General features: G+C 72.5%; 17 protein-coding genes. 3 read left to right on the top strand and 14 right to left on the bottom strand.

What is annotated here, in order from left to right; genetic code table 11:
• Nucleotides 1–3: 3 nt before the first annotated feature.
• From E8D34_RS02765 to E8D34_RS02775, 3 genes are all read right to left on the bottom strand, one after another.
• Entirely contained in the window at nucleotides 4–1,590 is a 1,587-nt protein-coding gene (locus tag E8D34_RS02765) for an ABC transporter substrate-binding protein (RefSeq protein WP_206056526.1), read from the bottom strand.
• 136 nt (nucleotides 1,591–1,726) lie between these two features.
• A complete protein-coding gene (locus E8D34_RS02770; RefSeq protein ID WP_206056527.1) occupies nucleotides 1,727–3,373 on the bottom strand; it encodes a hydantoinase/oxoprolinase family protein in 1,647 nt (548 codons plus the stop codon).
• On the bottom strand, nucleotides 3,366–4,460 hold the full coding sequence (locus E8D34_RS02775) for a DUF917 domain-containing protein (RefSeq protein WP_136593070.1): 1,095 nt from the start codon (nucleotides 4,458–4,460) through the stop codon (nucleotides 3,366–3,368). The genes E8D34_RS02770 and E8D34_RS02775 overlap by 8 nt, the downstream gene beginning before the upstream one ends.
• Before the next feature lie 91 nt (nucleotides 4,461–4,551).
• Here E8D34_RS02775 and E8D34_RS02780 point away from each other — a divergent pair, with 91 nt between their 5' ends.
• Nucleotides 4,552–6,105, top strand: coding sequence for a helix-turn-helix domain-containing protein (locus E8D34_RS02780; protein ID WP_136593071.1), 1,554 nt, complete (start codon nucleotides 4,552–4,554; stop codon nucleotides 6,103–6,105).
• Nucleotides 6,106–6,558: 453 nt separating this feature from the next.
• On the opposite strand, the gene hisH is transcribed toward E8D34_RS02780, so the two are convergent.
• The 4 genes from hisH to hisD form a co-directional block, all read right to left on the bottom strand.
• Entirely contained in the window at nucleotides 6,559–7,203 is a 645-nt protein-coding gene (gene hisH / locus E8D34_RS02785) for an imidazole glycerol phosphate synthase subunit HisH (protein WP_136593072.1), read from the bottom strand.
• Between the two features lie 73 nt (nucleotides 7,204–7,276).
• The gene (gene hisB, locus E8D34_RS02790) at nucleotides 7,277–7,885 is read right to left on the bottom strand and encodes an imidazoleglycerol-phosphate dehydratase HisB (protein ID WP_136593073.1); all 609 of its coding nucleotides are present in this window, start codon (nucleotides 7,883–7,885) and stop codon (nucleotides 7,277–7,279) included.
• Nucleotides 7,882–9,018, bottom strand: a complete 1,137-nt coding sequence (locus E8D34_RS02795; protein ID WP_136593074.1) for a histidinol-phosphate transaminase — start codon at nucleotides 9,016–9,018, stop codon at nucleotides 7,882–7,884. The genes hisB and E8D34_RS02795 overlap by 4 nt, the downstream gene beginning before the upstream one ends.
• A complete protein-coding gene (gene hisD / locus E8D34_RS02800; protein WP_136593075.1) occupies nucleotides 9,015–10,316 on the bottom strand; it encodes a histidinol dehydrogenase in 1,302 nt (433 codons plus the stop codon). Before hisD ends, E8D34_RS02795 begins: the two co-directional genes overlap by 4 nt.
• A 102-nt stretch (nucleotides 10,317–10,418) precedes the next feature.
• Between hisD and E8D34_RS02805 the strand changes: the two genes are divergently transcribed.
• Together E8D34_RS02805 and ybaK are read left to right on the top strand one after the other, a co-directional pair.
• The gene (locus E8D34_RS02805; protein WP_136593076.1) at nucleotides 10,419–11,084 is read left to right on the top strand and encodes an LON peptidase substrate-binding domain-containing protein; all 666 of its coding nucleotides are present in this window, start codon (nucleotides 10,419–10,421) and stop codon (nucleotides 11,082–11,084) included.
• A 65-nt stretch (nucleotides 11,085–11,149) separates the two neighbouring features.
• A complete protein-coding gene (gene ybaK, locus E8D34_RS02810) occupies nucleotides 11,150–11,641 on the top strand; it encodes a Cys-tRNA(Pro) deacylase (RefSeq protein WP_136593363.1) in 492 nt (163 codons plus the stop codon).
• On the opposite strand, the gene E8D34_RS02815 is transcribed toward ybaK, so the two are convergent.
• The 7 genes from E8D34_RS02815 to E8D34_RS02845 form a co-directional block, all read right to left on the bottom strand.
• Nucleotides 11,604–12,356 (bottom strand): hypothetical protein, encoded by a 753-nt coding sequence (locus tag E8D34_RS02815; RefSeq protein ID WP_136593077.1) that lies wholly within the window; start codon nucleotides 12,354–12,356, stop codon nucleotides 11,604–11,606. The two genes, ybaK and E8D34_RS02815, sit on opposite strands and share 38 nt — an antisense overlap.
• 11 nt (nucleotides 12,357–12,367) lie before the next feature.
• Nucleotides 12,368–15,934 (bottom strand): DNA polymerase III subunit alpha, encoded by a 3,567-nt coding sequence (dnaE, locus tag E8D34_RS02820; RefSeq protein ID WP_136593078.1) that lies wholly within the window; start codon nucleotides 15,932–15,934, stop codon nucleotides 12,368–12,370.
• 188 nt (nucleotides 15,935–16,122) lie between these two features.
• Nucleotides 16,123–16,668, bottom strand: coding sequence for a GNAT family N-acetyltransferase (locus E8D34_RS02825; protein WP_136593079.1), 546 nt, complete (start codon nucleotides 16,666–16,668; stop codon nucleotides 16,123–16,125).
• Complete coding sequence (locus E8D34_RS02830; protein WP_206056550.1) at nucleotides 16,655–17,575, bottom strand: RluA family pseudouridine synthase; 921 nt, start codon at nucleotides 17,573–17,575, stop codon at nucleotides 16,655–16,657. The genes E8D34_RS02825 and E8D34_RS02830 overlap by 14 nt, the downstream gene beginning before the upstream one ends.
• A gap of 8 nt (nucleotides 17,576–17,583) precedes the next feature.
• The gene (lspA, locus tag E8D34_RS02835) at nucleotides 17,584–18,195 is read right to left on the bottom strand and encodes a signal peptidase II (protein ID WP_136593080.1); all 612 of its coding nucleotides are present in this window, start codon (nucleotides 18,193–18,195) and stop codon (nucleotides 17,584–17,586) included.
• Nucleotides 18,168–18,803, bottom strand: a complete 636-nt coding sequence (locus E8D34_RS02840; RefSeq protein WP_136593081.1) for a TraR/DksA C4-type zinc finger protein — start codon at nucleotides 18,801–18,803, stop codon at nucleotides 18,168–18,170. The genes lspA and E8D34_RS02840 overlap by 28 nt, the downstream gene beginning before the upstream one ends.
• 289 nt (nucleotides 18,804–19,092) lie before the next feature.
• Nucleotides 19,093–19,851, bottom strand: coding sequence for a DivIVA domain-containing protein (locus tag E8D34_RS02845; protein ID WP_136593082.1), 759 nt, complete (start codon nucleotides 19,849–19,851; stop codon nucleotides 19,093–19,095).
• Between the last annotated feature and the right edge of the window lie 179 nt (nucleotides 19,852–20,030).

Here is a 20,030-nt window from a genome sequence, read left to right on the forward strand (position 1 = left end):
CGATCAGCCGGCGTTGGTCAGCTCGTGCACGAACACGACGTTCGGGTAGGCCGGGTTGTCGACGTAGCCCTCGACGCTGTCGGCGTAGGCCCGCTGGTAGGTCTGCACGAACAGCGGCGCGACCGCGGCCTGGCCGGTGACCAGCTCGTCCTGGAGCTTGCCGTAGGTCGCCGCCGCCGACTCCGGGTCGGTCGCGGTGAGCACGGGCAGGGCGTCGATCTGCTGGTCCACCTCGGCGTCCTCGAGGTACGTCAGGTTGAAGTACGGCTCGTCGGAGGAGCGGAAGATGTTCGCGAACCACGAGTAGGCGTCGGCGTAGTCCGGGTACCAGTACATGACGAAGATGTCCTGGCGCTCACCCTTGGTGGCCTGCTTCCACTGCGCGTTCCACTGCATCGGCTTGGCCTCGAGCGAGCCGCCGACCTCGGCCAGCGCGGACCCGAGCAGCGTCGCGAAGAGCTGCTGGTCGTCGTCGCCCTGGGCGTACGTCATGGTCAGCTCGAGCGGGTTGGCCTCGTCGTACCCGGCCTCGGCGAGGAGGCTGCGGGCGGCCTCGACGTCCTGCTCCAGCACGTAGCCCTCACCGGCGCCGAGCAGCCCGGCGGGGACCACTCCGTCGGCGGCGACCACGGCGCCGTCGAGCGCGGCGACCAGGCCGGGGACGTCGATCAGCAGCCGGAGCGCCTTGCGGACCTGCTCGTCGGCGAGCGGGCCGTCGGCGGTGTTGAACAGCGCGAGCAGGTTCTGGAACGAGGACTGCTCGCTGGTCTGGACGCCGTCGGTGTCGGCCGCCTGGGCGAACAGCTGCGGGCTGAGCCGCTCCACGTAGTCGATGTCGCCGGACTGGAGCAGCTGCCAGGCCGTGGTCACCTCGGGGGTGACGCGGAACTCGACGGCGCGGTACTGGTCGTCCTCCCAGCCACCCCAGTAGTCGTCGTAGGCCTCCAGGCGCAGCTCGGTCTCGGCGCCGGGCTCCCAGCTGGCGACCGTGTAGGGGCCGGAGCCGGCGTCGTTGCCCTCGTCCAGCCACTCGGCGAGGTCCCGGTCGCCCGCGGCTTCGACGTCGTAGATGTACGCCGCGTACGCCGAGGAGGCGACCAGGTCGAGCGGGGTGGCGTAGTCGAGGTGGAAGACGAGCGTGCGCTCGTCGGTGGCCTCGATCTTCTTGACGGCGTCCCAGATGTAGGCCGGGCCGCCGCCGAGCTCGATGGTGCGCTCGATCGACTGCTTCGCGGCGGTGGCGTCCAGCGCGCGGCCGCTGTGGAAGGTCACCCCGTCGCGCAGGGTGAAGGTCCAGGTGAGGCCGTCCTCGGAGCTGCTCCACTCCGTGGCGAGGCGGGGCGTGACCTCCTCGCTCGTGGAGTCGTAGCCCGTGAGCGACTCGTAGAGGTTCTCCATCGCGATGATCTCGTTGGAGTAGGACTCGGCCGGGTCCCACTCGGTGACCACGTTGAGGTTGAAGGCGTAGACGAACGTGTCGTCGGCGGCCGCGCCGGTCCCGCCCGCACCGCGGACCTCACCGCCACCGCACGCGGCGGTGGCCAGGCTCAGCGACGTCAGCACAGCGCCGACGGCAAGGAGTCGCTTCACGATTGCTCCGTTCAGTAGTTCATGAATCACATCAGTCACACCTGACACGCCCTCGGGCCGGGTCCGACAAGTCCTCGACGAGGACTCCGAGAAGTTCCTGCTCCCCCGCTCGCGCGGGGCCTGGGTGGGACGTGGGTCAGATCCGTCCCAGGGGACCGGCCGCCTTGACGTGCACCCGCAGGGCGGGCTCGGGCAGGTAGCTCAACGGCACCTCGGTCAGCTCCACGACCTCGACCCGGCTCGGCTCGGCGCCGGCCTGGATCGCCCGCTGGCAGGCGATCTGCTTGGCCTCCTCCAACGCGTCGGCGCGGCCCGGACCGGCGGGCACGATGGTCTCCCACCGGCCGCTGGCCATCGCGATCGCGGCGCCGACGGCGTTCGCGACCTGCCCGTAGCGGGGACGCAGCACCTTGCTCACGCCGGGCAGGTCGTCGGGGACCAGGAACGAGCCGCCGCCGACCGCGACCAGGGGCTGCGAGGTCTTGCCGAGGCTGACCAGGTCGACGGCCTCCTCGATCGCGTCGTCGGAGCGCGCCAGGGCCGCGGCCAGCACCTTGACCGCCGCGTGGTCGGCGAGCGACACGGTGCCCTCGATCTCGGTGCGGCCCTCGGAGAGCGCCGCGTCGGTCAGCGTCGGCACCGCGCCGCCGAAGGAGAGGCCCTCCTCGGTGAGCGCGTAGCCCACCGAGTCCGGCCCGACCGTGACGTCGGGGACCTCGCCGCGGATCCGGGTGCCGCCGCCGATGGCGACGCCCAGGATGTCGGGCATCCGGAAGTTGGTGCGCACCCCGCCGATGTCGACCGCCAGGGCCGACTCCCGCGGGAACCCGCCGACCAGGACCCCGAGGTCGCTGGAGGTGCCGCCGACGTCGACCACGATCGCGTCGCTGACCCCGGAGAGGAACGCCGCCCCGCGCAGCGAGTTGGCCGGCCCCGAGCCGATGGTCAGCACCGGGTAGCGCGCCGCGAAGTCCGGCGCCATCAGCGTGCCGTCGTTCTGGGCGAAGTAGCTGGTCACGTCGAGGCCGTGCTGCTCCAGCACCGCCGCCAGCGCCTGGGTGACGCCGCGGGCCACGCCGTACAGCGAGGCGTTGAGCACCGTCGCGTTCTCGCGCTCGACCAGGCCGAGGCTGCCGATCTCGTGGCTGAGCGAGACCGGGACGTCCTCGCCGAGCTCCTCGGCGACCAGTCCGGCGACCTCGAGCTCCTGGTCACGGAAGGCGGGGCTGAACACGCCGGTGACCGCGATCGCGTCGGCGCGGCCGGCCACCGAGCGCAGGAAGGTCCGGATCGCCTCGGTGTCCAGGGGCGCGATCGGGTACCCGTCGACGAGGTGCCCGCCGCCGGCGACGACCGCGTCGAGCAGGACCGCCCGGCGCAGGTCCGCCGGCCACGCCTGCAGGGGCGGTACGGCGGTGGTCGCCGGGGCGCCGAGGCGGACCACCGCGACCCGACCGAGGTCGTGGCGCTCGAGGATGGCGTTGGTCGCGTGCGTGGTGCCGAGCATCACCCGGCCCACCCGCGAGCGGCGCGGGCCGAGCTCGGCGAGCACCGCCTCGACGGCGCGACCGAGGCCGGTGGTGACGTCGCGGGTGGTCGCCTGCTTGGTCCAGGCCAGCACGGTGTCGAGCTCGTCGAGCACCACCGCGTCGGTGTGGGTACCGCCGACGTCGATGCCGATCCGCAGGTCGCGGCCGGCGCTGCCGCCCGCGGCGACCTCGACGTAGCCGGCTTCGTGCGCGGCGGCGTCCGCGGCGCCGTGGCCGCCCTTCTGGTCAGGCACGGACCGCTCCGATCTCCTCGACGGGGACGTAGTCGAGGTCGTAGCCGAAGGCGCGCGGCCCGGCGATGTCGAGACCTCGGGGGGTGCGCCACAGCTGGTCGCAGGGCCACGCCAGGACGCTCACGCGCTGGCCGTAGCGGACCATCTCGGTGGAGATCGCCTGGGCGCTGGCGCTGTCGACCAGGGTGATCAGGTCCGGCACGCTGGCCAGCACCTCGCCGTCGTCGAGCACCACCAGGTTCTCGTTCTGGATCTCGATCCGGACCAGCCGGCCGCGGTCGGCGCCGGTGCTCTCGACCACGACGGAGCCGCGGACGAAGCCACCGCCGGTGCGGCGCTCGACGTCGATGACCTTGCCGGAGACGAGGTGGCGCGCCGACAGCACGTCGGTCAGCGCCGCCAGCGGGTCGGCCTGACCCACGGTCGCCGAGCCCAGCGCCACAGCCTGGCTGACGGTGCCGTGGATGACCGCGTCGCGGGCGTCCTCGGCGGTGAGCACGTAGTCGGCCATCAGCGAGTGGGCGCCGCTGGCGACCGCCAGGGCGCGGGCCAGCCGCTCGGACCACGCGCCGTCGACCGGACGGACGACGGAGACGTTGCCGATCACGTCGGCGAGCACGATCAGGTTCGGCGGGAGGCCGACGACGTTCATGGAGACCATCTGGACCTCCGGGAACGCGCGGCCCATCCCGTCGGCGTCGACGAGCGGCACCCCGAGCCGGGACGCCCAGCCGACCGGCTCCACGCCGTTGTTGCCGCCGATCTCCGAGGACATCACCGCGGCGATCGGGGCGCCGACGATGCGCTCCACCTCGGCCGCCAGGCGGACCACGTCGTCCTCGTTGGCCAGCATCTCGTGCGAGACGGTCGGCGCGCCGATGCCCGAGAGCGGCACCACGACGTCGTCGTCGGCGAGCTCGTCGAGCGTGACGACCTTGACCGGACCGGAGGTCTCCAGGGCGCGGCGGGCCGACAGCAGGCCCGTCTCGACGCTGCCTCCGCCGCCGGTGCCCAGGATCGCGCACCCGCGGGCCAGGGCGTCGAGGTTGTCCACGGTGATCTCGCGGACTCGGGGGTATCCGTGCATGGGGACGATCCTGGGCGACAGCCTCCGCTGTCAGCCATGTCGTCTCACCACATTTTTTGACCGCTGTTTGTCATCTCGACACAATGCACCGGTGACGACCGTCGTAGACCTGCTGGGCACCGGGGCGCACCGCGGACTGGTGATGCTCACCACCTCAGCGCACGGTTCGGGGGACGGATCCGGCGACGACGCGGCACGCGAGATCACCGAGGTCGCCGCGATCGACGACCTCGCCGACGTCACCGGCCCGCGCGCCGGCGCCCTGCTGGTGCTGCTGCCCAGCGCGCTGGCCGGCCGCGAGCCCTACGAGCTCGACGTCGCCTTCCGGCGGTGCATCGAACGCGAGCACGCCGCCATCGTGCTGGTCGGCCGCCAGCAGGTCCCGATCACCAGCGCACGCCTCGCCGAGCGTGGCGGCCTCGCGCTGCTCGGCGTCCCCGCCAAGACGAACGTCGCCGAGCTGATCCTGTGGCTGAACCGCGCGGTCCGCGGCGGCGCCGCGGACACGCTGGCGCGTGCCGAGGCGACCCTCGCCCTGTTGGCGCGGTACGGACAGCGCGGCGACGAGGAGTGGACCGTCGAGGACCTGCTGGCCGACCTCGGCCAGGCGCTCGGCCACCCCCTCGAGCTCACCGCGCCCCGGGCCGACGGCGTCGAGGCGTCGCTGGCCGCGTTCGGCGCCTCCGGCCAGGTCGTGGCCGGGGACCGCGTGGTCGGCGAGGTCTCCTGCCCCACCGGCGACCACGCGGCCCGGCTGGTGGTGCCGGCCGTCGCCGCCGCCGTCGGCCACCGCCGGCGCCGCGACACCGAGCGCGCGTTCGCCCCCTCCCAGACCCGCGCCGAGCTGCTCACCCAGATCGTCGTCGCCGAGCCCGGCCACCTCGCCGGCCTCGACGCGCAGGCGCGGCGGATCGGGTTCCCGGTCGACCTCACCCACCTCGCCGCGCTGGTGCGGCTCGAGCCGCGCGAGGCGCGGTCGGTCGAGGCGCGGGTCTCGGCCCAGCGACGCCTGGTCCGTCAGGCGGAGCTGACCGCCCTCGAGCTGCTGCTCCCCCGCCCCGGCTGGTGGCACGTCGCGCGGGTGGCCGACGGGCTGCTCGTGGTGGCCAGCGACGACGCCGAGGCCGGCAGCCTGGCGGGCAGCGCGCGGCGCGCGCTGACGGACCTGCTCGCTGCCCTGCACACCGACGAGGCGGCGCTCTACGCCGGGCTCGGCACCGACCAGCGGGGCATCGGCGGGCTGCGGCAGTCGGCGGTCGAGGCGCGCGCGGCGGCCGACCTCGCCGAGCAGGCCGGCCGCGACGGCGTACTGACCACGCTGGACTCCACCGGCGTACGACGGGTGCTGGCCGACCTGTGGGCCTCGCCGCTGAGCCGCCGGATCATCCTCGGCCTGCTGGCCCCGCTGGACGCCCTCGGCCCGGAGCGGGCGGCCACCGCACTGGAGACGCTGGGCGCCTACCTGGACCACCAGTGCTCACCGAAGCACGCCGGCGCCGTGCTCCACCTCCACCCGAACGCGGTGACCTACCGGATCCGGCGGATCGAGGAGACCCTCGACGTCGACCTGCGCGACCCCGACGTCCGGTTCGGGCTGCACCTGGCCTGCCGGATGCGCGGCAGCGAGGTGCTCACCCCGGCGTAACCGATCGGGCCGCGGTGGAGGCGGAGGCCCCATCGGCCGCCGTACGGAACCCGGCGAGAGCCGCTAGGGCTTCGAGCACGCCCTCAGGGCTCTCGCAACCAGCTGCGGAAACGCCATCAGGCTGCCTGACGAATACCAAGGTGGAACCGAGGAACGAGCCGATGGCCGTTGGTCGCCACGGGATCTGTCAGCGGCAGCGGATGCGGCGCTCACGGCACGCTGAGTCGCGGGCCGCCCGGTCCGGGAGGTGGGTCGTGTGCCCGAGACATCGGCATGGCGGGTTACTGGGCACACGACCCCGTCTGGCCCGCCATCCGGCTCGAGTCGTGTGCCCCATACCCCGGAATAGCGGGTTCTCAGGCACACGACCCGCCTCGCCCAGCCTCAGGCGGTCGCTGGGCTGCGTCCCGACGGGCCCGACCACCTCAGGCCGAAGGCCCAGGGGCCCAGTGCTCAGAGCGTCTGCACCCAGTTGCGCAGGAGCGCCGCGCCCGCGTCCCCCGACTTCTCCGGGTGGAACTGGGTGGCGCTCAGCGGACCGTTCTCGACCGCGGCGACGAACCGGTCGCCGCCGTGCTCGGCCCAGGTCACCCGCGGCTGGTGGGAGTCCGGGGTCCGGTCGTTGGTGACCAGGGTCCAGTCCCGCACGCCGTAGGAGTGCACGAAGTAGAACCGCTCGTCCTCGACGCCGGCGAAGAGCCGGGCTCCCTCGGCGACCTCGACGGTGTTCCACCCCATGTGCGGCACGATCGGCGCCTGCAGGCGCTCGACCACCCCGGGCCACTCGCCGCAGCCCTCGGTCTCCACGCCGTGCTCGATCCCCTTGGCGAAGAGGATCTGCATGCCGACGCAGATGCCGAGCACCGGACGGCCTCCGGAGAGCCGGCGGGCGATGATCCGCTCGCCGCGGATCGCCCGCAGGCCCTTCATGCAGGCCTCGTAGGCGCCGACGCCCGGCACCAGCAGGCCGTCGGCGGCCATCGCCGCGTCGAGGTCGCTGGTCAGGGTGACCTCGGCACCGGCGCGCTCCACGGCCCGCACCGCCGAGCGCAGGTTGCCGGAGCCGTAGTCGAGTACGACGACGGTGGGCTTGCTCATCGCGACCGCCCCCACGCTCCGGTGGTGTCGACGCTCGGCGCCAGGGCGCCTCGCACCTCAACCAGCGGAGCGATCACAGCGCACCCTTCGTGGACGGGACCCCGGTCTCGCGCGGGTCGAGCGCGACCGCGTCGCGGAAGGCCCGGGCGAACGCCTTGAACTGGGTCTCCACGATGTGGTGCGGCTCGCGGCCGGCCAACACCCGCACGTGCAGCGTCAGGTGCGCGTGGTGGGCGATGGAGTCGAAGACGTGCTGGGTCAGCGAGCCCAGGTAGGGCACGCCGGTGCCGCCGAGCTGCACGTACTGCTGGCCCTCGGGCTCGCCGACGTGCACCGCGAACGGGCGGCCGGAGACGTCGACGACGCAGTGCACCAGGGCCTCGTCGAGCGGCACGGTGGCGTCGCCGTACCGGCGGATGCCCTTCTTGTCCCCCAGCGCCTCGCGCAGCGCCTGGCCGAGCACGATCGCGGTGTCCTCGACCGTGTGGTGGGCGTCGATGTGCAGGTCACCGGCGGTCTGCACGGTCAGGTCGACGAGCGAGTGGCGCGCGAAGGCCGTGAGCATGTGGTCGTAGAAGCCGACGCCCGTGGAGATGTCGTGGCGGCCGGTGCCGTCCAGGTTCACCTCGACGAGGACCTTCGACTCGCTGGTCTGACGCTCGACCCGGGCGGTCCGGCTCATGCTCGTTCTCCGTTCACTCCACTGGTCACTTCGGCAAGGGCGGCGCGGAACGTCGCCATCTCCTCCGGGGTCCCGACCGAGACCCGCAGCCAGCCGTCCGGCCCCGTCTCCCGGATCAGCACGCCCCGGTCCAGCAGACCCTGCCAGACCGCGTGCCGGTCCGCGAACCGGCCGAACAGCACGAAGTTCGCGTCCGAGTCCGCGACGTCGTAGCCGCATCCTCGCAGGTGAGCGACCAGGGCGTCGCGCTCGACGCGCAGCTCGTCCACCTTCCCGAGCAGCTCCGGGGCGTGCCCCAGCGCCGCGACCGCGACCGCCTGGGTGACCGCGGAGAGGTGGTACGGCAGCCGGACCACCCGGATCGCGGCGGTGATCGCCGGGTCGGCGGCCAGGTAGCCCAGCCGCAGCCCGGCGCCCGCGAACGCCTTCGACATGGTCCGGGTGACGACCAGGTTGCGGTAGGTCTCGAGCAGCTCCAGCGCGCTCGGCACGCCCTCGCGGCGGAACTCGCCGTAGGCCTCGTCGACCACGACGACGCCGTCGTCGCCGGTGGCCTCGCACAGCGCCGCCACCGCCTCGGGCGGCAGCGCCGTGCCCGTCGGGTTGTTGGGGCTGGGCAGCAGCACCACGCTCGGCTGCTCGCGCTTGACCAGGTCGCGCGCGGCGTCGAGGTCGATCGCGAAGTCCTCGGCCCGGCGGCCGGCGACCCAGCGGGTGTGGGTGTCGCGGGCGTACTCCGGATACATCGAGTACGTCGGCGCGAAGCTGATCGCGGTGCGCCCGGGGCCGCCGAAGGCCTGGAGCAGCTGGAGCATCACCTCGTTGGAGCCGTTGGCGGCCCACACCATCTCCGGAGTGACCCGGACGGCGGTGCCGCTCGTGGCCCGCGCCAGCTCCCCGTTGAGGTAGTCCGCGAGGCCCTCGCGCAGCGCGGTGAACTCGCGGTCGGGGTACCGGTTCAGGGTGCCCGCCGCCCGTCCGGCCGCCGCCGCGATGTCCGCGACGCAGGCCGGCGAGGGCCCGTACGGGTTCTCGTTGACGTTGAGCTGCACCGGTACGTCGAGCTGCGGGGCGCCGTACGGCTCGATCCCGCGCAGCTCCTCGCGCAGCGGCGGCCAGGAGTCGCCGCTCATGCGCGGCCGGTCCGCAACGAGACCGCGGCACCGTGGCCGGGCAGGTCCTCGGCCTCGGCCAGGGTGACCACGTGGCCGCCGACCTCGGCGAGCGCGTCGGCGGAGTACTCCACGACGTGCACCGACTTGGTGAACGCGCGGACCGAGAGGCCCGAGGAGTGGCATGCGCAGCCGCCGGTGGGCAGCACGTGGTTGGAGCCGGCGCAGTAGTCGCCGAGGCTGACCGGCGCGTAAGGGCCGACGAAGATCGCGCCGGCGTTGCGGACCCGGGCGGCCCAGGCCGCGGCGTCGGCGGTGTGGATCTCCAGGTGCTCGGCGGCGTAGGCGTCGACCACGGCGAGCCCCTGCTCGAGGTCGTCGACCAGGACGATGCCGGACTGGGGGCCCGCGAGCGAGGTGCGGATCCGGTCGCTGTGCTTGGTGGCCGGGACCTGCACCGCCAGCTCGGACTCGACCGCCTCGGCCAGCGCGGTGGACGGGGTGACCAGCACCGCGGCGGCCAGCGGGTCGTGCTCGGCCTGGCTGATCAGGTCCGCGGCCACGAACGCGGGGTCGGCGGTCTCGTCGGCGAGGATCGCGATCTCGGTCGGGCCGGCCTCGGAGTCGATGCCGATCAGGCCCTTGAGGAGCCGCTTGGCGGTGACCACGTAGATGTTGCCCGGCCCGGTGACCAGGTCGACGCGGCGGCAGGGGTCCGTCCCGTAGGCGAACATCGCGATCGCCTGGGCGCCGCCGACGGCGTACACCTCCTCGACGCCGAGCAGCGCGCACGCCGCCAGCACGGTGGGGTGGATGGAGCCGCCGAACTCCTTCTGCGGCGGGCTGGCCAGGGCGATCGAGCGGACGCCGGCGGTCTGCGCCGGGACCACGTTCATCAGCACGCTGGAGACCAGCGGAGCCAGGCCGCCGGGGACGTAGAGACCGACCCGGTCCACCGGCACCTTGCGGTGCGTGACCCGGGCGCCGGGCGCCAGGTCGGTGACCACGTCGGTCTCGAGCTCGGCGGTGCAGGTGGCGCGCAGCCGGCGGATCGACTCCTCCAGGCCGGCGCGGATGTCGGGGTCCAGCGCCTCGAGCGCGGCCCGGGTGGCTCCCTCGGGCACCCGGATGTCGTCGAGGCGGACGCCGTCGAAGCGCTCCCCCAGCTCGAGGATCGCCTCGACCCCGCCGGTCCGGACCTGCTCGCAGATCTCGTGCACCGCCGGGACCGCCGCCTCGATGTCGAAGTCGGCGCGGGGCACGGCGGCGCGGTAGTCCGCGTCCGGTCCGGAGCCCCGCAGGTCGATGCGCTGGATCATGGGTCGATTCTACGGTTCGCCGGGTGTGGCTGCCGCGCCGGTTCCAAGCGGTGGTTGGTGTCCCGGATGCGGGTTCGAAGTTCGGGCTACTAGCCTCGGTGCGTGACCGACGAGCTCCCGATGTTCCCGCTGAACGCGGTGCTGTTCCCCGGGATCAGCCTGCCGCTGCGGGTCTTCGAGGACCGCTACCGGGCACTGGTCCGGCACCTGCTGACGATCGAGGACCCCGCCGAGCGGCTGTTCGGCTCGGTCGCGATCCGGGAGGGCTACGAGGTCGGTGACCACGGGGCCCAGTCCCTGTTCCGGACCGGCGTGCGCCTGCAGCTCACCGAGGTCGAGGAGAACCCCGACGGCACCTTCGACGTGATCGCCGTCGGTCGCGACCGGATCCAGCTCGACGGCCTCCGGGCCGGCAGCGACTACCCGGTCGGCCAGGTCACCGTGCTCACGGAGCCGCGGGCGCAGGTCACCCCCGAGGTGGCGGCGCGTGCCCGCGCCACCTTCACCGCCTACCGCGCGATGGTGAGCGAGATCGCCGAGGACCCGCTCTCCGGCGACCTGCCCAGCGACCCGGAGTTCCTGGCCTGGACCCTGTCGGCGGTGGCGCCGCTGCCGATGGCCGAGCGCCAGCAGCTGCTGGAGGCCACCGACGCCGAGGAGCGCCTGGTCCTCGTCACCGACCTGCTGCGCGGCGAGCTGGAGGCGATGAACGTGATCTCCTCGCTGCCTGCCACCGAGGTGGCCCGCACCCGCTGGTCCCCCAACTGATCCGCCCAGGCCCTCCACGCCAGCAGCGCCCACCAGCCCGCACCGACATGAGAGTCCCGAGCACGATGGCGAAGAAGAAGTCCCCCGGCGGCACGCCGGCGACCAGCGCGGTGACCAGCGCGGGGGTGCCGTTCGTGCTGCACAGCTACGACCACGACCCGCGGTCGACGTCGTACGGCGAGGAGGCGGCCGAGGCGCTCGGGATCCCCGTGGAGAGGGTCTTCAAGACGCTGCTGGCCGACGTGGACGGGGCGCTGACGGTGGCGGTGGTGCCGGTCTCGGGCCAGCTGGACCTCAAGGCGCTGGCGAAGGCGGTCGGCGGCCGGAAGGCGGTGATGGCCGACCCGCGCGACGCCGAGCGCGCGACCGGCTACGTCGTCGGCGGGATCTCGCCGCTGGGCCAGAAGCGGCGCCACCCGACCGTGGTCGACGAGAGCGCGCTGGGGCATCCGACGGTCAACGTCTCCGCCGGGCGCCGCGGGCTGGAGCTCGAGCTCGCGCCGGGCGACCTGGTCGCGCTCACGGGTGCGGTGACGGCTCCGATCGGTCGGGGCTGACCCCCGACTCCCCCGGCTCGCCCGGCTCCCCCGGCTCCCCCGCCGGAGTCTCGATCGGCGCCTCGGCCTCGACGTCCGCGGCGCTGCCGCTCGCGCCGCCGGTCTCGTCGCCGACGGCCCCGCCGTCGACCGCCCGCCGGTGGGCGGCGCGGTCGGAGGACATCGTCGAGACCATCACCACCAGGAACCCGAACAGCGCGCCGACCGGCCAGGCCAGGTAGGGCGTCCACCCCGACACCTGGAGGTGACCGGGCAGCTGGTCGCCGGCGGCGGCGTCACCGAGGAGCGTGGCCGGGTCGGCAGGGCTGGCCGCGATGCCGGTGCGGTAGGTGATCACCAGCCCCAGCAGGCTGCCGACCACCACCGCGACGAGGCCGAAGATCGCCCTCTGGCGAGTGACCAGGCCACCGAGAAGGCCGAGCAGCAGGCCCGCGGCGAAGCCGATCACCACGAACTGCGCGGTGCCGCTGAACACGTGGGCGAAGCCGGGGTCCAGCGGGTCCGGGTACCAGGCCAGGCCGTCGACGGTGTCGTAGACGCGCCCCGGCATCGCCGGCGACCACCAGGCCCACCACAGCCGTCCGGCGACCACGCCGAGGATGAGCGCCACCGCGAGCAGTCCGACCGCGGCGCGCGTCGCCGCCAGCACCGCGCCGCGGCGGCGGGCGGGCCGCTCGACGGTCCCCTCCGCGCGGGTCTCCGGTCCGGTCTCCATGCGGGGCCCCCTCAGGTCAGGCACCCCGGGCCGAGCAGCTGTTTCAGATCGGCGAAGAGCGCAGAGCTCGGCGTGACCCGCAGACGGTCGTCCAGCTTCATCAACTTGACGGAATCACGCGTGAGCAACCGTAGCCGCACCTCGGTCAGACCCGGGTGGGTGCCCAGCACCTCGCGCAGCTGGGCCACGACCGGCCCCGTGCACCGGGTGGACGGCAGGCTGATCACCACGGGGCCGTCGGCGGCGACGTCCAGGTCGGGGACGGTCACCTCCTGGCCGCGCAGCTGGGCGGTCTCGCGGTCCTTGTCGAGCTGGCCGCGGACGCGGATGATGGCGTCCTCCGTGAGGTAGGGCGAGGCCAGCCGGTAGGAGCTCGGGAAGAGGAGCACCTCGACGGCGCCCTCCAGGTCCTCCAGCGTGACCGTCGCCCACGGGTCGCCGTTCTTGGTGATCTTGCGCTGCACCGACGTGACCAGCCCCGAGACCGTCACCGTCGAGCCGTGCGGCCGGTCCTCGTCGGTGACCAGCTGGCCGATCGTGCAGTCGGTGCCGGTGGAGAGCACGTGCTCGAGGCCGAACAGCGGGTGGTCGGAGACGTAGAGGCCGAGCATGTCGCGCTCGTGCCCGAGCAGCGTCATCTTGTCCCACTCGTCGAGCTCGGGGATCGCCACCGTGACGCCGAACCCACCGCCGCCACCGTCGCCGTCGTCGAGGCCGGCGAAGAGCGAGTCCTGGCCGATCGCCTCGTTGCGCTTGATGTCGACGTACTGGTCCACCGCGGTCTCATGGATCGCGACCAGCGCCCGGCGCCGGTGCTTCATGTCGTCGAAGGCGCCGGCCTTGATCAGCGAGTCGATCACCCGCTTGTTGCAGACCTGCGCGGGCACCTTGCCCAGGAAGTCGTTGAAGTCGGCGTACCGGCCCTTCTCCTCCCGGGCCGCCACGATGCCCGCGACGACGTTGCCGCCGACGTTGCGGATCGCGGTGAGGCCGAACCGGATGTCGCGACCCACGGCGGTGAAGTTGCTCGCCGACTCGTTGACGTCCGGCGGCAGCACCTGGATCTTCATCCGGCGACACTCGTTGAGGTAGATCGCCATCTTGTCCTTGTCGTCCTTGACGGACGTCAGGAGGGCGGCCATGTACTCGGTCGGGTAGTTCGCCTTGAGGTACGCCGTCCAGTAGGTGATGACGCCGTAGGCGGCCGAGTGCGACTTGTTGAAGGCGTAGTCGGAGAACGGGAGCAGGATCTCCCACAGCGTGCTGATCGCGGCCTGCGGGTAGCCGCGCTCGAGCATGCCGGCCTGGAAGCCGGCGTACTGCTTGTCCAGCTCCTCCTTCTTCTTCTTGCCCATCGCGCGGCGCAGGTTGTCCGCGGCACCCAGGGTGAAGCCGGCCAGGACCTGGGCGATCGCCATCACCTGCTCCTGGTAGACGATCAGGCCGTAGGTCTCGCCGAGGACCGGCTCGAGGGCCTCCTCCAGGGCGGGGTGGATCGGCTCGATCGGCTCCCGGCCGTTCTTGCGGCGCGCGTACTTGTTGTGCGAGTCCGCGCCCATCGGGCCCGGCCGGTACAGCGCGGAGACCGCGGTGATGTCGGCGAACTTGTCCGGCTGCATCGAGCGGAGCAGCGCGCGCATGCCGCCGCCATCGAGCTGGAACACGCCGAGGGTGTCGCCCCGGCCCATCAGCTCGTAGGTCGCCCGGTCGTCGAAGGGCAGCTCCTCGAGGACGACGTCCTCGCCGCGGTTGGCCTTGATGTTGACCAGCGCGTCCTCGAGGATGCGCAGGTTGGACAGGCCCAGGAAGTCCATCTTGACCAGCCCGAGCGACTCGCACATCGGGTAGTCGAACTGGGTGATCACGGCGCCGTCGGCCGGACGGCTCATGATCGGCACGACGTCGATCAGCGGCTCGCTGGACATGATCACACCGGCGGCGTGCACGCCCCAGTTGCGGATCTGCCCCTCGAGGCCGAGGGCGGTCTCGTAGATGGTGCGGACGTCCGGGTCGGAGTCGTGCAGTGCCCGGAACTCGCCGCCCTCGCCGTACCGCTTGTGCTCGGGGTTGAAGAGCTCCTTCAGCGGGACGCCCTTGCCCATCACGTCGGCCGGCAGGGCCTTGGTGATCTTGTCGCCGATGGCGAAGCCGTGGTCGAGCACGCGGGCGGCGTCCTTGATCGCAGCCTTGGCCTTGAGCCGACCGAAGGTCGCGATCTGGCAGACGCGCTCGGCGCCGTACTTCTCGGTGACGTACTGGATCACCTCGCCACGGCGGGCGTCGTCGAAGTCGATGTCGAAGTCGGGCATCGACGGACGCTCGGGGTTGAGGAACCGCTCGAAGAAGAGGCCGTGCTCCAGCGGGCACAGGTCGGTGATGCTCAGCGCGTACGCCGCGATCGAGCCCGCACCGGAGCCTCGACCCGGGCCGACCCGGATGCCGTTGCGCTTGGACCACTGGATGAAGTCGGCGACCACCAGGTAGTAGCCGCAGTAGCCCTTCTGCGAGATGACCGCGAGCTCCATCTCGACGCGGTCCTTGACCGCCTGGTCGAGCCGGTCGCCCGGGTAGCGCGCCTCGATCCCGCGCCAGACCTCCTTGCGGAACCAGGACTCCTCGGTCTCGCCGGCCGGCACGTCGGCACGTGCCATGTAGCCGCCGGTGGACTCGGTGAAGGAGACGTCGCAGCGCTCGGCGATGGCCAGGGTGTTGTCGCAGGCCTCGGGCATCCCCCACTGGCCGGCCCACAGCTCGCGCATCTCGGCGGCCGACTTGATGTAGTAGCCGCCGCCGTCGAACTTGAGCCGGTTGGTGTCCGAGAGCCGCTTGCCGGAGGCGACGCAGATCAGGGCGTCGTGGGCGGCGGCGTCCTCGGGGTTGTTGTAGTGCGAGTCGTTGGTGGCCAGCGGCGGGATGCCGAGCTGCTTGCCCAGGCGGAGCAGGTCGTCGCGGACCCGCTTCTCGACCGAGATGCCGTGGTCCATCAGCTCCAGGAAGACGCTGTCGGCGCCGTAGATGTCCTGCAGCTCGCCGGCCTCCTGGACCGCCTCGTCCCACTGCCCGAGGCGGAGCCGGGTCTGGATGGCGCCGCTGGGGCAGCCGGTCGAGACGATGATGCCCTCGCTGTGCTCGGCGAGGATCTCCTTGTCCATCCGCGGCTTGAAGTAGTAGCCCTCGAGGCTGGAGCGCGAGGTGAGCCGGAACAGGTTGTGCATGCCGGCGTTGTTCTCGGCCCACATCGTCATGTGGGTGTAGGCGCCGCCACCGGCGACGTCGTCGCCGCCCTCCTCGGCGGCGTCGCCCTTGCCCCAGCGGACCCGGCGGCGCTCGCCGCGCGCGGTGCCCGGCGTGATGTAGGCCTCGATGCCAATGATCGGCCGGACGCCGTACTTCTTGGCCTTGCTGTAGAAGTCGTAGGCGCCGTGCATGTTGCCGTGGTCGGTCATCGCGATCGACGACATGCCCAGGTCTGCGGTGCGCTGGAACAGCCCGTCCAGCAGGGACGCCCCGTCGAGCATCGAGTACTCGGTATGCACGTGGAGGTGGGCGAAGTCCCCGCCCGATCCGGCTGCGGCCATCGGTTGCTACTGACTCCTCGCGGCGATGGTGGACGGACGGGTGGGCGTGCTCACCGCGGACCGGAGGGCCGGCCGCCGAGCAACGCCGGGGAAGGCCCTCAGCCTACGCGACGGCTCCGACGGATCGTCGAACCCCCACCGCCTGTCCGGCAGGTTCGCGACCGGTTCGCGACCGGTTCGCGGCAGCCTCAGGGCTCGCCCGCGGCGGCGCCGCGGACGGCTGCCCGGGCGCCCCGCCACACGACGTGGATGTCGGGTGACCGCTCCTCGTTGTCGGAACCGTCCGTGCGCTCGACCTCGACCAGCCCGTGCCGGGCGTAGAACCTCCTGGCCGGGGCGTTGGACTCGAACACCCAGAGCCCGAACCCACGCGGGCGCAGCCCCTGGACGAGGCCGAGCAGGGCCGACCCCACGCCCTCGGACTGCGCCTCCGGGCGCACGTAGAGGTGCTCGAGCCAGTCCTCGCGCACGACGGCGAAGCCGACCAGGCCCCGGTCGTCCTCGGCGACCCACGCCTCCACGCCGGGGGCGGCGAGGTCTAGCGCGGCGAAGTGCGCGATCACCTCGGCGCGCGGGTGGGCCGGCGGCGGCATCGTCGGCACCGCGGCGACGCGCGCGGCCCAGTGCAGCTCGCCGAGCTCGGTCAGGTCGCCGGAGTACGCCGGCCGCAGCACGACGTCGAGCTCGCGCCCGTGTGCCCGCCCGGGGTCGCGACCGGGGTCAGTGGAGGTCACGCACGACGTCCAGGGCGTGCTGGAGGTCGTCGGGATAGGGCGACTCGAACTCGACGTACTCGCCGGTATCGGGGTGCTCGAAACCGAGCTTGACCGCGTGCAGCCACTGCCGGGTCAGCCCCAGCCGGCGGGCGAGCACCGGGTCGGCGCCGTAGGTCAGGTCACCGGCACAGGGGTGCTTGAGCGCGGACATGTGGACCCGGATCTGGTGGGTCCGTCCGGTCTCCAGGTGGATCTCCAGCAGGCTGGCGAAGCGGTGCGCCTCGAGCGTCTCGTAGTGGGTGACGCTCGGCCGCCCGCCGTCGACGACCGCGAACTTGTAGTCGGCCCCCGGGTGCCGCCCCAGCGGCGCGTCCACCGTGCCCACGAGCGGGTCCGGGTGTCCCTGGACCAGCGCGTGGTAGGTCTTGTCCACCGTACGGCGGCGGAAGGCGTTCTTGAGCACCGAGTAGGCGTGCTCGGACTTGCAGACCACCATCACGCCGGAGGTGCCCACGTCCAGGCGCTGCACGATGCCCTCGCGCTCCTTGGCGCCGGAGGTGGAGATCCGGAAGCCGGCGCCGGCCAGGTGTCCGACGACCGTCGGGCCACGCCAGCCCGGCGAGGGGTGCACGGCGACGCCCACCGGCTTGTCGATCACCACGATCGACTCGTCGTCGTAGATGATCCCGATGCCCTCGACGATCTCGGGGACCACCTCGAGCGGGTCGACCTCCTGCGGGATCTCGACCTCGAGCACCGCGCCGGAGAGGACCCGCTCGCTCTTGGCGACGACGGAGCCGTCGAGCCGGACCCGGTCGCCCGCGATCAGGTCCGCGGCCTTGCTCCGGGAGACGCCGAAGAGCTGGGCCATCGCGACGTCAACGCGCTCGCCGTCGAGGCTGTCGGGAACCGGCAGCGTGCGCAGGTCCACGCTCACTGCTTCGGATCCTCGTCGCGCCTGGCGTCCAGCGCCTCGTCGCCCGTCGCGCGCGAGCCGTCGAGACCGACCCCACGGAAGACCTGGACCAGCACGAGCGCGGCACCGAGGTTGATGCAGATGTCGGCCACGTTGAAGATCGGCCAGTTCGGCAGCATCAGGAAGTCCACGACGTGACCGTGGAACGCCTGCGGCTCGCGCAGCAGCCGGTCGGTGAGGTTGCCGGCGATGCCGGCCAGCAGCAGGCCGAGCGCGACCGCCCAGACCCGGTCACGCAGCCGCAGGCTGATCACCAGCACCGTCACGGTCGCCACCACCGCGAGGCAGGTGATCGCCACGGTCAGGTCGGTGCCCAGGCTGAACGCCGCGCCGGGGTTGTAGGTCAGGCGCAGCTGCAGCAGCTCACCGATCAGCGGCTTGTCCGGGGCGCCGTCGAGGTGCTCCACGGCGAGGTACTTGGTGAGCTGGTCCGCTCCGTACATCGCGGCCGCGACCAGCACGAAGAGCAGCCACGGGCCGCGCCGACCGCGTCGGGCCACCTCCGGCGCCTGCTCGCTGTCGGGACGGCCGCTGTCCTCGCCTACCGGCGTTCCTCGCGCTGCTTGCATGTCATGCACAGTGTGGCACGGGGGAATGCCATGAGCCGCATCTTGCCGATCGGGTTGCCGCACGACTCGCACACGCCGTAGCTACCCGCCTCGATCCGGGCGAGGGCGCGGTCGATCTGAGCCACCTTCTCCCGCTCGTGGTTGACCACCGTGAGCTCGTGGTCCCGTTCGAAGCTGGTGGCGCCGACGTCGGCCTGGTCGTGGCCCGCCCCGTCACCCGCGTCCCGCAGCAGGCCGGAGAGGTCCGCCTCCTGGTCGGCCAGGATCGCCGAGCTGTGTCCGCGCTGCTCGTGCAGCTCCGTGACGACCTCGGCCAGCTCCTCGGCGGTCCACGGCTCCTCGCCGTCGCGGACCACGAGCTCGGCGGAGGTGAGGCGCGCGGTGGCCTTGCGCACCGCCGCCCGCTCGGCCGCGGTGGCCTTCCTGGCAGTGGCCTTCTTGGCGGCGGTCCGCTTCGCCGGCGCCTTCTTGGCCGGCGCCTTCTTGGCCGCGGGGGCGACCGGGGCGGCCTTCTCGGCCGTCGCCTTCAGGGACGGCGCCTGCGCGGCGGGCGGGTTCTTGGCTGGGGCGGGCTTCTTGACCACCGGGGCGGCCTCCTCCGTCGTCATGGCTTCCTCCATCAGCGCGGCACTTCCGGACGACACCGGAGCCTCCGCCGGGTCAGCATCCGCCCTCGCGCGGGGCCTGATCACCCGACGCGCGGTGGTGGCGGCCTGACCGGCCAGCGACTTCTTCGGTATCCGAGCCATGGGCGACGTCTCCTCCGGATCCCCGTCGCCGAGCCGACGGGCTGGGACGGAGGTTAGCCGCTGTGCGCAAGGTCACCAAGGACAAAACACCGGCCGACCCGAATCGGGTCGGCCGGTGTCGGCGTCGATCGAGCGCTGACGGCTCGGATCAGCCCTCCTCGCCGAGGATGGAACGGAGCCGCTTGGGCGCCGGCGCCTCCTCGTTCGGGGCGATGGTGTCGCCCGGCGTCTTGAGGGCCTCGAGCTGCTGGTTGAAGTAGCTCTTGAGGCGGGAGCGGTACTCGCGCTCGAAGGAGCGCAGGTTCTCCACCTCGACACTCAGCTTGTCGCGCTGCACCTCGAGCTCGCCGAAGAGCTGCGTACGACGCTCGGCGGTCTCGCTGTCCAGCATCTCGGCGCGGGTCCGGGCGTCGGACTCGAGGCGGTCCGCCTTGCCCTTCGCCTCGTTCTCCAGACGCTCGGCCTTGGTCTTCGCCTCGCCGATGATCTTGTCGGCCTCGTTCTTGGCGTCCTCGACCAGCTCGTCGGCGTTGCGCGTCGCGATCTCCAGCAGGCGCGCCGCGGCGTTGGACGCCTCGGGCACCGTCTCGACGCGGATCGTCTCCACGCCGCCCGCAGCGATGGGCGTGGGCGCCGGGGTCACCGCGACGGGCGCAGGAGCGGGGGCCGGGGCCGGGGTCGGCTCAGGCACCGGAACCGGAGCCAGCGTCGGCGCCTCGAAGGCCGCCGGGGAACCGGACTGGGCAGCGGCGAGCTTGGCGCGCAGGTCGTCGTTCTCCTGCGTGAGCCGCGCGAGCTCGGCCTCGACCTCGTCCAGGAACTGGTCGACCTCACCCATGTCGTACCCCTCACGGAGCCGGACGGGAGTAAAGCGCTTGTTGCTCACGTCCTCGGGCGTCAGCGGCATGACCTCACCTATCTTTAACGAGCGGATGGTCCTATCTCAGCGAACTTTAGCGCCTGCCCCACCAGTACCGTGACTCGCCAACCGACACGGGGCGCTCCCACGCCTGACAGCGGCGTGTCGTGGGCCCTCCGGCACCGCCTCACGGGCCCCTCGCGACCCGCTGACGCGGCATCGCGACC

Source organism: Nocardioides sp. GY 10113 (assembly GCF_004919105.1).
Taxonomy (GTDB): Bacteria; Actinomycetota; Actinomycetes; order Propionibacteriales; family Nocardioidaceae; genus Nocardioides.

Bases quoted from the DNA above. Each gene is read 5' to 3' on its own strand.
- E8D34_RS02845 (WP_136593082.1), bottom strand. From the start codon at position 19,851: ATGCCGCTGACGCCCGAGGACGTGAGCAACAAGCGCTTTACTCCCGTC.
- hisH (WP_136593072.1), bottom strand. From the start codon at position 7,203: ATGAGCAAGCCCACCGTCGTCGTACTCGACTACGGCTCCGGCAACCTG.
- lspA (WP_136593080.1), bottom strand. From the start codon at position 18,195: ATGCAAGCAGCGCGAGGAACGCCGGTAGGCGAGGACAGCGGCCGTCCC.
- dnaE (WP_136593078.1), bottom strand. From the start codon at position 15,934: ATGGCCGCAGCCGGATCGGGCGGGGACTTCGCCCACCTCCACGTGCAT.
- E8D34_RS02775 (WP_136593070.1), bottom strand. From the start codon at position 4,460: ATGCACGGATACCCCCGAGTCCGCGAGATCACCGTGGACAACCTCGAC.
- E8D34_RS02795 (WP_136593074.1), bottom strand. From the start codon at position 9,018: ATGAGCGGCGACTCCTGGCCGCCGCTGCGCGAGGAGCTGCGCGGGATC.
- E8D34_RS02815 (WP_136593077.1), bottom strand. From the start codon at position 12,356: ATGGAGACCGGACCGGAGACCCGCGCGGAGGGGACCGTCGAGCGGCCC.
- E8D34_RS02840 (WP_136593081.1), bottom strand. From the start codon at position 18,803: ATGACGACGGAGGAGGCCGCCCCGGTGGTCAAGAAGCCCGCCCCAGCC.
- hisD (WP_136593075.1), bottom strand. From the start codon at position 10,316: ATGATCCAGCGCATCGACCTGCGGGGCTCCGGACCGGACGCGGACTAC.
- hisB (WP_136593073.1), bottom strand. From the start codon at position 7,885: ATGAGCCGGACCGCCCGGGTCGAGCGTCAGACCAGCGAGTCGAAGGTC.
- ybaK (WP_136593363.1), top strand. From the start codon at position 11,150: ATGGCGAAGAAGAAGTCCCCCGGCGGCACGCCGGCGACCAGCGCGGTG.